Consider the following 12223-nt stretch of genomic DNA (forward strand, 5'->3'; position numbering starts at 1 on the left):
ACACTTGTGCAAAGTTTCACGAGGGGGTGGCGGCCACTCCGTCGGGACCGATGGCCAGGCGGAACCGGGCCCCGGCCGGGTCGCCTTCCGCATGCCACCACACGCGGACCCGCCAATGCGCGGCCGCGCCCGGGTAGTCGGCCGAAGCCGCGAAGCCGCGTACCAATTCGGCTCCTACGTCCTCGGCTGTCCTATTTCTTACTTCCGCCCCGCCGTGCCAGGGATGCGACTGTACGTTCCACAGTCCGTCGGAGCCGCGGACCTCGACGCGCCACACCGCGACCCAGGGGGTCACCTCCAGCATCGTGTGGACCTGGTCGGCCTCCAAGCCCAGCCGGGCGGCGATCTCCGCCTCGGGCACGCCCTGGACGCGGGCGGCCACCACGGCCTGGGGCAGCAGCCGTTCGGGCAGCAGCCCGCGCGTGCGCAGGCCGGACAGGGAGGCGAAGGACAGGAAGCGCAGTCGCAGTTCGAGCTGGCGGCCGATGTGGTCCAGGGCCTCCCCGGCCTCCTGCGACCCGTCGGAGCCGGGATCGGCGAGCAGCAGCCGCCGGAAGGAGCCCTCCGCGTCGACCGCCCAGGCCACGGACTCCTCGGCCAGGCCCAGCTCCGCGAGCCGGTCGCCGAGGAACACCTTCGCCTGCGCGAGGCCCCGCTGATTGACCGGATCCTCCTGGTCCAGGGCCGCCCAGACCTCCACCGCGCCGCGCGTCAGGTCCCGGGCCCGCTCGCCCGCGGCCCGCTCCATGGCGCTCGGGCCGCTCTCGGAGCCGGGGCCCAACGGGTGCTTCGGCAGCCGCTCCCCGTCGCTGAGCGGCCAGGACAGCCAGACCCCCTGGTTGATCAGGCCCCGGGCGTACCAGCGGGCGTACTCGGCTGCGTGCCCGGCCGCCTGCTGCGAGAACCGCAGCCCTTCCTCGATGGCGGCCAGGGCCCCGGCCCGGTCCCCGTCGGCGAACCGGCGGGCCGCCAGGTCGCCGAGGCGCAGACCCAGCCGGGCCGCGCACTCGGCGTCGGTGCGGGCCGGCTCGCGCAGGGCTCCGATCAGCTCGGCCAGCAGGGCGTCGGCCTCCGCCGGCTCCGCGTGCGCCGCGCCCGACCGGATCCGTGCCCACTGTTCGTCCAGCCGCAGTACGGCCTCCCGCTGCGCCATGCCGCCCCCCGGCGTCTGTGGTGCGCTCCCCTGTGGAGGCGACCATCCTCCTGCCGGGGCAACGCTCGGGGGAAGGGATTCACTCCCAGCGGAACAGGCGCGCCGCGGCCCCCAGGCCGAGTACCGCCCAGGCCGCCAGGATCGCCGCGTCGACCCAGGGCAGCGCGGCCCCGTGCTGGAGCACTTCGCGCAGCCCGTCGGAGAGCGCGGAGATCGGGAGCAGGCCGAGGACGGACTGGACCGCGCCGGGGAACTTGTCCATGGGCACGATCACCCCGCCGCCGACCAGGAGCAGCAGGAAGACCAGGTTGGCGGCGGCCAGGGTGGCCTCCGCCCGCAGGGTCCCCGCCATCAGCAGGCCGAGCCCGGAGAAGGCGGCGGTGCCGAGCAGGATCAGCACGGCGACGGACAGCGGGTTCCCGTGCGGGGACCAGCCCAGGGCGAAGGCGATCACCGTCAGCAGCGCGATCTGCAGCACCTCGGTGACCAGCACGGACAGCGTCTTGGCGGCCATCAGCGCCCAGCGCGGCAGCGGGGAGGCCCCGAGCCGCTTGAGGACCCCGTAGCGCCGGTCGAAGCCGGTGGCGATGGCCTGGCCGGTGAAGGCGGTGGACATCACGGCCAGCGCCAGGATGCCGGGGGCGAGGAAGTCCACGGACTTCCCGGTGCCCACATCGATGATGTCGACCGCCGAGAACAGCACCAGCAGCAGCGCCGGGATGATCACGGTCAGCAGGAGCTGCTCCCCGTTGCGCAGCAGCATCCGGGTCTCCAGCGCGGTCTGCGCCAGGATCATGCGGGACACGGGCGCGGCCCCCGGGCGGGGGGTGAACGTACCGGCGCTCATGCGCGCAGCTCCTTACCGGTGAGCTCCAGAAAGACGTCTTCGAGGGTGTGCCGCTCCACCGAGAGGCTGTCGGGCATCACCCCGTGCTGGGCGCACCAGGAGGCGACGGTGGCCAGCAGCTGGGGGTCGACGTCGCCGGTGACCCGGTAGACGCCGGGGAGGAGCTCGGCGGCCTGGGTGCCGTCGGGCAGGGCCTTGAGCAGGGAGCCGACGTCGAGGGCGGGGCGGCCCGTGAAGCGCAGGGTGTTCTCGGCGCCGCCGCGGCACAGGGCCTCGGGGGTGCCGTGGGCGATGACCTTGCCGGCGTCGACGATGGCGACCTCGTCCGCGAGCTGCTCGGCCTCGTCCATGTGGTGGGTGGTGAGGACGACCGTGACCCCGTCGGCGCGCAGTTCCCGTACGAGTTCCCAGGTCGCGCGGCGGGCCTGCGGGTCGAGGCCGGCGGTCGGCTCGTCCAGGAAGACCAGCTCGGGGCGGCCGACGACGGCCATGGCGAGGGCCAGGCGCTGCTGCTGGCCGCCGGAGAGCCGGCGGTAGGGGGTGCGGCCGCAGCCGCCGAGGCCGAGGCGCTCCACCAGGGTGGGCACGTCCAGGGGGTCGGCGTAGAGCTTGGCCATGTGGCGCAGCATCTCGACGGCCCGGGCGCCGGAGTAGACACCGCCGGACTGGAGCATCACGCCGATGCGCGGGCGCAGGGACTCGGCCTGCGCGACGGGGTCGAGGCCGAGGACGCGGACGGATCCGGCGTCGGGTCGGCGGTAGCCCTCGCAGGTTTCCACAGTGGTCGTTTTGCCCGCGCCGTTGGGACCAAGGACTGCGGTGACCGAGGCCCTCCGGACGGTGAGGTCCAGGCCGTCCACCGCGGTTTTGGGGCCGTACCGCTTCACCAGTCCGCGGATTTCCACGGCGGGGTCGTTGCTCATGGGGAGTGAGTCTACGGAGCCGTGGGAGGTGACCGGGGTGGGGCCGTAGGTCCCGCCCCCGAAGGGTCACGGACCTGCACATTCGTGACTTTTTCGTCCGTTCGGGGGCGGGGCCGGGGCCTAACGTCGAATGGTGAACAGCATCGCTCAGAACGTCGAAGCCACCTCGGGGCAGGCCGAGCACAAGGCCCATGACCTCGGGCATCCGCCGCGCTACTTCGTCTCGGCGATGCTCGCGGGCGCCTACATCGCCATCGGCGAGGTGCTGCTCCTGGTCGCGATCTCGCCGTTCGTGGCCAAGGGCTCGCCTGCCGTGAAACTGCTGGAGGGCGCGGTCTTCCCGATCGCCCTGACCATCGTGATGTTCGCCGGCGCCCAGCTCTTCACGAGCAATGTGATGGTCATGCTGGTCGGCGCCCTGTCCGGGCGGACCGGCCCCAGGGACCTGATGCTCTCCTGGACGCTCTCCCTGGCCGGGAACCTGGTCGGAGCCTTCGCCTTCGGGGCCATGGTGCACGCCTCGGGCGTGGCCTCCTCGCCCTCGGCGCGGTCCATGCTCACCGAGATGGTGCACGGGAAGATGGCGCTGAGCGGCGGACAGCTGTTCTGGCGGGCGGTGCTGTGCAACATGCTCGTCTGTCTGGCCATCTGGATGTTCACCCGGGCCCGCGGCGATGCCGCCAAGATTTTCGTCCTGTGGCTGCCCGTGGCCGTTTTCGTCGCCGTCGGATTCGAACACTGTGTAGCGAACATGGCTGTTTTCAGCCTCGCGATCCTGGATGGCTCAGCCGGATTCGGTGATCTTTTCCGGAATCTGATGTTCACCGTGCCGGGGAACGTCGTGGGCGGGGGATTGCTGGTCGGAGCCGTTTATTGGTTCACCGGCGGGGCACTTCGCGAGGGCGGAGCGTCTGCTTCCGTGTAACGCTCCGTGGATAAATAAGGTAACCCTTAGTGATGGAGGCCACCAGAGGTGGCCTCCATCACGGCTTGTCGGGGCCCGACTAATTACGCAACAATGGCGTTGTGAAATACGGCGAACGGATGAGCGAGGCCCCCCAGGGCGAACTCGCGACCGGGGAGCGGTCAACCCGCAACCGGGTCGCGCGGTCGATCCTGGACCACGGTCCCTCCACCGTCGCCGACCTCGCCCAGCGTCTCGGCCTCACCCAGGCCGCCGTCCGCCGCCACCTCGACACGCTCGTCGCCGACGACGTGGTCGAACCCCGTGAGCAGCGCGTGTACGGGGCGCGGACCCGAGGGCGGCCCGCCAAGGTCTTCGCGCTGACCGACTGCGGTCGTGACGCCTTCGACCAGTCCTACGACTCGCTCGCCGCCGACGCCATGCGCTGGATCGCGCAGGCCGCCGGGGGTGGGGAGCAGGGCGAGGCGGCCGTGGCCGCCTTCGCGAAGGCCAGGCTCACGGCGCAGGCCGAGACCTACCGCGAAGCCGTGGAAGCGGCCGACCCCGCGGCGCGCACCGAGGCCCTTGCCAAGGCGTTGACCGGAGACGGGTACGCTGCTACGGCGAAGAGCGCTCCCGGTCCGCACAGCGGTGAACAGCTCTGCCAGCACCACTGCCCGGTCGCACATGTCGCCGAGCAGTTCCCGCAGCTCTGCGAGGCGGAGACCGAGGTCTTCTCCCGCCTGCTCGGGACGCACGTGCAGCGTCTCGCCACGATCGCCCACGGCGACGGGGTGTGCACCACGTTCATTCCACGCAGTGGGAACGGCGCCGGTGCCACAGGCGCCACACAGACCGACACATCAGTATCTGCAAGTACGGCCGGGAGGAACCCCGCATGACCACGGAGACTGCTCACCCTGAGCTCGATGGCCTGGGCACCTACGAATACGGCTGGGCCGACTCCGACGCGGCCGGTGCGGTCGCCAAGCGGGGTCTGTCCGAAGAGGTCGTCCGCGACATCTCGGCGAAGAAGTCCGAGCCGGAGTGGATGCTGAACCTCCGCCTCAAGGGCCTCAAGCTGTTCGGCAAGAAGCCCATGCCCAACTGGGGTTCCGACCTCTCGGGCATCGACTTCGACAACATCAAGTACTTCGTGCGTTCCACCGAGAAGCAGGCCGCTTCGTGGGAGGAACTGCCGGAGGACATCAAGAACACGTACGACAAGCTCGGCATCCCCGAGGCGGAGAAGCAGCGCCTCGTCGCCGGTGTCGCGGCCCAGTACGAGTCCGAGGTCGTCTACCACCAGATCCGTGAGGACCTGGAGGAGCAGGGCGTCATCTTCCTCGACACGGACACCGCGCTCAAGGAGCACCCGGAGCTCTTCCAGGAGTACTTCGGCACGGTCATCCCGGTCGGCGACAACAAGTTCGCCTCGCTGAACACCGCCGTGTGGTCGGGCGGCTCGTTCATCTACGTCCCCAAGGGCGTCAAGGTCGACATCCCGCTCCAGGCCTACTTCCGTATCAACACGGAGAACATGGGTCAGTTCGAGCGGACGCTGATCATCGTGGACGAGGACGCCTACGTCCACTACGTCGAGGGCTGCACCGCCCCGATCTACTCCTCGGACTCGCTGCACAGCGCCGTGGTCGAGATCATCGTGAAGAAGGGCGGCCGCTGCCGCTACACGACGATCCAGAACTGGTCGAACAACGTCTACAACCTGGTCACCAAGCGCGCCGTGGCGTACGAGGGCGCGACCATGGAGTGGATCGACGGCAACATCGGTTCCAAGGTCACGATGAAGTACCCGGCCGTCTACCTGATGGGCGAGCACGCCAAGGGCGAGACCCTCTCCATCGCCTTCGCCGGCGAGGGCCAGCACCAGGACGCCGGCTCCAAGATGGTCCACATGGCGCCGAACACCTCCTCCAACATCGTCTCGAAGTCGGTGGCCCGTGGTGGCGGCCGCACCTCGTACCGCGGTCTGGTCGAGATCGGCGAAGGAGCCCACGGCTCCAAGTCCAACGTGCTGTGCGACGCGCTCCTCGTCGACACCATCTCCCGCTCGGACACCTACCCCTACGTGGACGTCCGCGAGGACGACGTGTCCATGGGCCACGAGGCGACCGTCTCCAAGGTCTCCGACGACCAGCTCTTCTACCTGATGAGCCGCGGTCTGACGGAGTTCGAGGCCATGGCGATGATCGTGCGCGGCTTCGTGGAGCCGATCGCCCGTGAGCTGCCGATGGAGTACGCGCTGGAGCTGAACCGGCTGATCGAGCTGCAGATGGAAGGCTCGGTCGGTTAGTCCCGGCCCGCCCGACGTCCCGCAGCAGATTCTTTAAGGAAGAGAGCAACACGACAGCCATGGCTGAGGCTCAGAACATTCCGGCGGGTTCCACCACCGCCGGCGCGATCGCGGTGGCCGCCGAGTCCACCGTCGCCACCCGGATGAGTGCCCCCCCGTCCTTCGACGTGGCGGACTTCCCCGTGCCCACCGGGCGCGAGGAGGAGTGGCGCTTCACGCCGCTCGCCCGCCTCAAGGGCCTGCACGACGGCACCGCGGTCGCCAACGGCACCATGAAGGCCCAGATCGACGCGCCCGACGTGGTCACGATCGAGTCCGTGGAGCGCGGCGACGCGCGCATCGGCAAGGCCGGCACCCCGGTGGACCGGATCGCCGCCCAGGCGTTCTCGTCCTTCGCCAAGGCCACGGTCGTGACCGTGCCCAAGGAAGCGGTGCTCACCGAGCCCGTGCGCGTCACCCTGCACGGCGAGGGCGGCACCACCTTCGGTCACACCGTCTTCGACGTGAAGGCCTTCGCCGAGGCGGTCATCGTCATCGACCACACCGGTGACGGCGTGCGCGCCGCCAACGTGGACTTCCTCGTCGGCGACGGCGCCAAGCTCACCGTGGTCTCCGTGCAGGACTGGGACGACACCGCCGTCCACTGCTCGCAGCACAACGCCCTGATCGGCCGCGACGCGACCTTCAAGTCGATCGTGGTCACCTTCGGCGGCGACCTCGTACGCCTCCACCCGCGCGTGAACTACGCCGGCCCCGGCGGCGAGGCCGAGCTCCTCGGCCTGTACTTCACGGACGCCGGTCAGCACCAGGAGCACCGCCTCCTGGTCGACCACAAGGCTCCGCACTGCAAGTCGCACGTGGTCTACAAGGGCGCGCTCCAGGGCCAGGACGCCCACGCCGTCTGGATCGGTGACGTGCTCATCGAGAAGACCGCCGAGGGCACCGACACCTACGAGATGAACCGCAACCTCGTCCTCACGGACGGCGCGCGGGTCGACTCGGTGCCGAACCTGGAGATCGAGACCGGCGAGATCGTCGGCGCCGGCCACGCCTCCGCGACCGGCCGCTTCGACGACGAGCAGCTCTTCTACCTGCAGTCCCGCGGCATCCCGGCCGACGAGGCCCGCCGTCTGGTCGTGCGCGGCTTCTTCGCCGAGCTCGTCCAGCAGATCGGTGTCGACGACATCGAGGAGCGCCTGCTCGCCAAGATCGAGACCGAGCTCCAGGGTTCCGTCTGATGACTTACGTCAAGGCCTGTGCGCTGAGCGAGCTCGAGGAGAACGCCCCCAAGCGGGTCGAACTCGACGGCACGCCGGTGTCCATCGTCCGTGCCGAGGGGGAGGTGTTCGCGATCAACGACATCTGCTCGCACGCGAACGTCTCCCTCTCGGAGGGCGAGGTCGAAGACTGCATGATCGAGTGCTGGCTGCACGGCTCGGCCTTCGACCTGCGCACCGGCAAGCCGTCCGGTCTGCCCGCGACGCGCCCCGTCCCCGTATACCCCGTAAAGATCGAAGGGGACGACGTGCTCGTCTCCCTCACCCAGGAGTCCTGAGGTATCCATGGCAACGCTTGAAATCCACGACCTGCACGTCTCCGTCGAGGCCGAGAACGGCGCCCGCGAGATCCTCAAGGGCGTCGACCTCACCATCAAGCAGGGTGAGACGCACGCCATCATGGGTCCGAACGGCTCCGGCAAGTCCACCCTCGCCTACGCGCTGGCCGGTCACCCGAAGTACACCATCACCAGCGGCACCGTGACCCTCGACGGCGAAGACGTCCTGGAGATGTCCGTCGACGAGCGCGCCCGCGCCGGCGTCTTCCTCGCGATGCAGTACCCGGTCGAGATCCCGGGCGTCTCGGTCTCCAACTTCCTGCGCACCTCGGCCACCGCCATCCGCGGCGAGGCGCCGAAGCTGCGTACCTGGGTGAAGGAGGTCAAGTCCGCGATGGAGCAGCTCCAGATGGACACGGCCTTCGCCGAGCGCAACGTCAACGAGGGCTTCTCCGGCGGTGAGAAGAAGCGCCACGAGATCCTGCAGCTGGAGCTCCTGAAGCCGAAGATCGCGATCCTCGACGAGACCGACTCCGGCCTCGACGTCGACGCCCTGCGCCAGGTCTCCGAGGGCGTCAACCGCGTCCGCGACACGGGCGAGGTCGGCACCCTGCTGATCACGCACTACACGCGGATCCTCCGCTACATCAAGCCCGACTTCGTCCACGTCTTCTCGGAAGGCCGCATCGTCGAGTCCGGCGGCGCCGAGCTCGCCGACAAGCTGGAGGCCGAAGGCTACGAGTCGTACAGCACGAAGGGTGGCGCGACCGCGTGACACAGCTGCCTGGCCTCCTCGACATCGAGGCGATCCGCAAGGACTTCCCCCTTCTGGATCGTGTGGTCCACGACGGGAAGAAGATCGTTTATCTGGACAACGCGGCGACTTCGCAGAAGCCGCGCCAGGTGCTCGACGCGCTGAACGAGTACTACGAGCAGCACAACGCCAACGTCCACCGCGGCGTGCACGTGCTCGCCGAGGAGGCCACGGCGCTGTACGAGGGCGCTCGCGACAAGGTCGCCGCCTTCATCAACGCTCCGAGCCGCAACGAGGTGATCTTCACCAAGAACGCCTCGGAGTCGCTCAACCTGGTCGCGAACATGCTCGGCTGGGCGGACGAGCCCTACCGGGTCGACCGCGAGACCGAGATCGCCATCACGGAGATGGAGCACCACTCCAACATCGTGCCGTGGCAGCTGCTCTCGCAGCGCACCGGCGCGAAGCTGAAGTGGTTCGGCCTCACCGACGACGGCCGGCTCGACCTGTCCAACATCGAAGAGGTCATCACGGAGAAGACGAAGATCGTCTCCTTCACGCTGGTCTCCAACATCATGGGCACGGTCAACCCGACCGAGGCGATCGTCCGGCGCGCGCAGGAGGTCGGCGCGCTGGTGCTGATCGACGCCTCGCAGGCCGCACCGCACATGCCGCTCGACGTGCAGGCGCTCGGCGCCGACTTCGTGGCCTTCACCGGTCACAAGATGTGCGGCCCGACCGGCATCGGCGTCCTCTGGGGCCGCCAGGAGCTGCTCGAGGACCTGCCGCCCTTCCTGGGCGGCGGCGAGATGATCGAAACCGTCTCGATGCACTCCTCGACCTACGCCCCGGCGCCCCACAAGTTCGAGGCCGGTACGCCCCCGATCGCCCAGGCCGTCGGCCTCGGTGCGGCCGTGGACTACCTGACCGCGATCGGCATGGACAAGATCGCCGCGCACGAGCACGCGATCACCGAATACGCGATCAAGCGCCTCGCGGAGGTCCCGGACCTGCGCATCATCGGCCCGACCACGGCCGAGGACCGCGGCGCCGCGATCTCCTTCGTGCTGGGTGACATCCACCCGCACGACGTGGGCCAGGTACTGGACGAGCAGGGCATCGCGGTCCGCGTGGGACACCACTGCGCCCGCCCGGTCTGCCTCCGGTACGGAATTCCGGCGACCACGCGAGCGTCTTTCTATCTGTACTCCTCTCCCGCCGAGGTCGACGCACTGGTCGCCGGGCTGGAGCACGTACGGAACTTCTTCGGATAAGACGAAGCGACGAAGGCGACGAGGGCGCAGTGAAGCTGGAATCGATGTACCAGGAACTGATCCTGGACCACTACAAGCACCCGCGCGGGCGAGGCCTGCGCGACGGCGACGCCGAGGTGCACCACGTCAACCCGACGTGCGGTGACGAGATCACCCTGCGCGTGAAGTACGACGGCGAGACCCTCACGGACATCTCGTACGAGGGCCAGGGCTGCTCCATCAGCCAGGCCGGCGCGTCGATACTGAACGAGCTGCTCGTCGGCAAGGAGCTGGGCGAGGCGCGGAAGATCCAGGAAGTCTTCCTGGAGCTGATGCAGTCCAAGGGCAAGCTGGAGCCCGACGAGGCCATGGAGGAGGTGCTGGAGGACGCGGTCGCGTTCGCCGGCGTCTCCAAGTACCCGGCCCGGGTGAAGTGCGCCCTGCTGAGCTGGATGGCCTGGAAGGACGCGACCGCCCAGGCACTGGGCGACGCCGAGAGGAAGACGGCATGACCGAGAACGCGACGCCCGAGGCGTCCATCAAGCCGGCCACCGAGGAAGAGGTCCGCGAGGCCCTCTACGACGTGGTCGACCCCGAGCTGGGCATCGACGTCGTCAACCTGGGCCTGATCTACGGCATCCACGTCGACGACGCGAACATCGCCACCCTCGACATGACCCTCACCTCGGCGGCCTGCCCGCTGACGGACGTCATCGAGGACCAGGCGAAGTCGGCCACGGACGGCATCGTCAGCGAACTGCGCATCAACTGGGTGTGGATGCCGCCGTGGGGCCCGGACAAGATCACGGACGACGGCCGCGAGCAGCTGCGCGCGCTCGGCTTCAACGTCTGATCGACGCCCCACCCCGCTTGACCCCGCACGACGGCCGTCCGACGGCCGAGTGAACGAACGACCCCCGGCACGGGTGTGCCGGGGGTCGTCTGTTTTCCCGGAGGACGGGCCGCGTGCACCGGGAGTTGGCCACGGTGGCCGAATCTTCTCGACGGCCGTCACAACGTGACGGCGCAGACGAGAGGACCTCCGTTGACCGTTCGCCCTTCACCGGCACGCCGCCTCGGTGCCGTGGGAGCCGCCGGAGCCGCCGCCCTGCTCGCCGCAGGACTGGCCGCGCCCGCCCACGCCGCCCAGGAAGCCGCCGCCGAACCGACCATCGCGCTCTCCGCCGGGCACCTGTCCGGGGCGGTCGGCGCGATCGGCGACCCGGGCGTCACCGTGGACATCGCGCAGGAGGGGATACCCGCCGCCTTCCTCAAGGTCGACGTCCTCTCCTCCAGCAACCCGGCGGTCGCCGGACCCGGCGACGTGCGCATCGGCCGGACCGGCCACGGCGACCGCGAACTGACCGTCCGCCCGCGGGCCCAGGGCTACACCGACCTGACGCTCCGGGTGACCGGCCGCGGCGGCAAGACGGCCACGGCCACCCTCTCCTACGCCGCTTCGGCGCGGGTGGGTGCCAGCGCCTTGTCCACCCGCTACCTCACGGGCTCCGCCGACTCCTCGGCCGCCGTGGACGTCGGCGGCGGCTACGCGCTCGTGGCCGACGACGAGACCAACGTGCTGCGCCTGTACGACCGTTCCCGCTCGGGCGCCCCCGTGAAGACCTGGGACCTCGGCCCCTCGCTCGGCATCAAGAAGGAAGCCGACATCGAGGCCGCAGCCCGCGTCGGCGACACCGTCTACTGGACGGGCTCCCTCGGCAACAACAAGGACGGCAAGTACAAGGCCGAGCGCAACACCGTCTTCACCACCCGCCTCACCGGTACGGGCGCCGACACCGAGGTCGTCTTCGGCTCCGCCTACAAGGGCCTGCGCGAGGACCTGATCGCCTGGGACACGGCCCACGGGAACCGCTACGGCTTCGCGGCCGGCACGGCGGCGGGCAAGATCCCGAAGAGCATCGACGGCTTCAACGTGGAGGGCCTGGAGTTCGCCCCGGGGTCCACCACCACCGCCTACCTGGGCTTCCGCGCCCCGCTGGCCCCCGCGGTGCCCGGCGGCAAGGCCCTGGTCGTGCCCGTCACCAACATCGACCAGGTCGTGGCCGGCGCGGCCAAGCCGGTCTTCGGCGAGCCGGTCGAGATGGACCTCGGCGGCCTCGCGATCCGCGACATCCGCAAGAACGCCGCGAACCAGTACCTGATCCTGGCCGGCTCCTGGGCGGCGGACGACAACTCCGACCCGTACGCCCTCTACCAGTGGGACGGCGTCCCGGCCCACGCCCCGGTCAAGCGGGCCGACCTGCCGACCACCGACCCGGGCGGCTGGGAGGCCGTGGTCTCCGTACCCGACCTGCGGGTGCCCGGCGCCCGCGTCCAGCTGATCACCGACAGCGGCTCCGCCGACCTGTACGGCGACGGCACCGAAGCCAAGGACCTCGACCACCCGGAGTGGAAGAAGTCCCGGTCCGGATGGTTCGTGCTCGGCCCGATTCGCGGAGGCTCCCGATGATGACGCAGAAGAAGATGCACCTCGGAACTGCTGCTGTCACCGGCATCGCC

At 69.6% G+C, this 12223-nt stretch carries 13 protein-coding genes; 10 read left to right on the forward strand and 3 right to left on the reverse strand.

What is annotated here, in order from left to right; translation table 11 throughout:
* Positions 1 to 16: 16 nt before the first annotated feature.
* From AC3IX6_RS29090 to AC3IX6_RS29100, 3 genes are all read right to left on the reverse strand, one after another.
* On the reverse strand, positions 17 to 1153 hold the full coding sequence (locus tag AC3IX6_RS29090; RefSeq protein WP_489366004.1) for a hypothetical protein: 1137 nt from the start codon (positions 1151 to 1153) through the stop codon (positions 17 to 19).
* A 79-nt stretch (positions 1154 to 1232) separates the two neighbouring features.
* Positions 1233 to 2000 carry an ABC transporter permease gene (locus AC3IX6_RS29095; RefSeq protein WP_489366005.1) on the reverse strand — a complete coding sequence of 256 codons (768 nt, stop codon included), beginning with the start codon at positions 1998 to 2000 and terminating at the stop codon, positions 1233 to 1235.
* Positions 1997 to 2923, reverse strand: a complete 927-nt coding sequence (locus AC3IX6_RS29100) for an ABC transporter ATP-binding protein (RefSeq protein ID WP_489366007.1) — start codon at positions 2921 to 2923, stop codon at positions 1997 to 1999. Before AC3IX6_RS29100 ends, AC3IX6_RS29095 begins: the two co-directional genes overlap by 4 nt.
* A gap of 133 nt (positions 2924 to 3056) precedes the next feature.
* Here AC3IX6_RS29100 and AC3IX6_RS29105 point away from each other — a divergent pair, with 133 nt between their 5' ends.
* From AC3IX6_RS29105 to AC3IX6_RS29150, 10 genes are all read left to right on the forward strand, one after another.
* Positions 3057 to 3848, forward strand: a complete 792-nt coding sequence (locus AC3IX6_RS29105) for a formate/nitrite transporter family protein (protein ID WP_489366009.1) — start codon at positions 3057 to 3059, stop codon at positions 3846 to 3848.
* A gap of 119 nt (positions 3849 to 3967) precedes the next feature.
* The gene (locus AC3IX6_RS29110; RefSeq protein WP_489366011.1) at positions 3968 to 4729 is read left to right on the forward strand and encodes a helix-turn-helix transcriptional regulator; all 762 of its coding nucleotides are present in this window, start codon (positions 3968 to 3970) and stop codon (positions 4727 to 4729) included.
* Entirely contained in the window at positions 4726 to 6141 is a 1416-nt protein-coding gene (sufB, locus tag AC3IX6_RS29115; protein WP_250742310.1) for a Fe-S cluster assembly protein SufB, read from the forward strand. Before AC3IX6_RS29110 ends, sufB begins: the two co-directional genes overlap by 4 nt.
* Positions 6142 to 6200: 59 nt before the next feature.
* On the forward strand, positions 6201 to 7379 hold the full coding sequence (gene sufD / locus AC3IX6_RS29120; RefSeq protein ID WP_489366013.1) for a Fe-S cluster assembly protein SufD: 1179 nt from the start codon (positions 6201 to 6203) through the stop codon (positions 7377 to 7379).
* Positions 7379 to 7696 carry a bifunctional 3-phenylpropionate/cinnamic acid dioxygenase ferredoxin subunit gene (locus AC3IX6_RS29125; RefSeq protein ID WP_250742308.1) on the forward strand — a complete coding sequence of 106 codons (318 nt, stop codon included), beginning with the start codon at positions 7379 to 7381 and terminating at the stop codon, positions 7694 to 7696. Before sufD ends, AC3IX6_RS29125 begins: the two co-directional genes overlap by 1 nt.
* A 7-nt stretch (positions 7697 to 7703) precedes the next feature.
* Complete coding sequence (gene sufC / locus AC3IX6_RS29130) at positions 7704 to 8471, forward strand: Fe-S cluster assembly ATPase SufC (RefSeq protein ID WP_489366015.1); 768 nt, start codon at positions 7704 to 7706, stop codon at positions 8469 to 8471.
* Entirely contained in the window at positions 8468 to 9724 is a 1257-nt protein-coding gene (locus tag AC3IX6_RS29135; protein WP_266909694.1) for a cysteine desulfurase, read from the forward strand. Before sufC ends, AC3IX6_RS29135 begins: the two co-directional genes overlap by 4 nt.
* Before the next feature lie 29 nt (positions 9725 to 9753).
* The gene (gene sufU, locus AC3IX6_RS29140; RefSeq protein ID WP_250742305.1) at positions 9754 to 10215 is read left to right on the forward strand and encodes a Fe-S cluster assembly sulfur transfer protein SufU; all 462 of its coding nucleotides are present in this window, start codon (positions 9754 to 9756) and stop codon (positions 10213 to 10215) included.
* Entirely contained in the window at positions 10212 to 10556 is a 345-nt protein-coding gene (locus AC3IX6_RS29145; protein ID WP_073913993.1) for a metal-sulfur cluster assembly factor, read from the forward strand. The genes sufU and AC3IX6_RS29145 overlap by 4 nt, the downstream gene beginning before the upstream one ends.
* A 231-nt stretch (positions 10557 to 10787) precedes the next feature.
* Positions 10788 to 12173, forward strand: a complete 1386-nt coding sequence (locus AC3IX6_RS29150) for a hypothetical protein (protein WP_489366018.1) — start codon at positions 10788 to 10790, stop codon at positions 12171 to 12173.
* Positions 12174 to 12223 lie beyond the last annotated feature (50 nt).

The organism is Streptomyces sp. GL_141 (assembly GCF_057834385.1).

Coding starts and splice junctions, on each gene's coding strand:
- AC3IX6_RS29090 (WP_489366004.1), bottom strand. CDS start 1,153: ATGGCGCAGCGGGAGGCCGTACTGCGGCTGGACGAACAGTGGGCACGG.
- AC3IX6_RS29125 (WP_250742308.1), top strand. CDS start 7,379: ATGACTTACGTCAAGGCCTGTGCGCTGAGCGAGCTCGAGGAGAACGCC.
- sufD (WP_489366013.1), top strand. CDS start 6,201: ATGGCTGAGGCTCAGAACATTCCGGCGGGTTCCACCACCGCCGGCGCG.
- sufB (WP_250742310.1), top strand. CDS start 4,726: ATGACCACGGAGACTGCTCACCCTGAGCTCGATGGCCTGGGCACCTAC.
- sufC (WP_489366015.1), top strand. CDS start 7,704: ATGGCAACGCTTGAAATCCACGACCTGCACGTCTCCGTCGAGGCCGAG.
- AC3IX6_RS29095 (WP_489366005.1), bottom strand. CDS start 2,000: ATGAGCGCCGGTACGTTCACCCCCCGCCCGGGGGCCGCGCCCGTGTCC.
- AC3IX6_RS29100 (WP_489366007.1), bottom strand. CDS start 2,923: ATGAGCAACGACCCCGCCGTGGAAATCCGCGGACTGGTGAAGCGGTAC.
- AC3IX6_RS29110 (WP_489366011.1), top strand. CDS start 3,968: ATGAGCGAGGCCCCCCAGGGCGAACTCGCGACCGGGGAGCGGTCAACC.
- AC3IX6_RS29145 (WP_073913993.1), top strand. CDS start 10,212: ATGACCGAGAACGCGACGCCCGAGGCGTCCATCAAGCCGGCCACCGAG.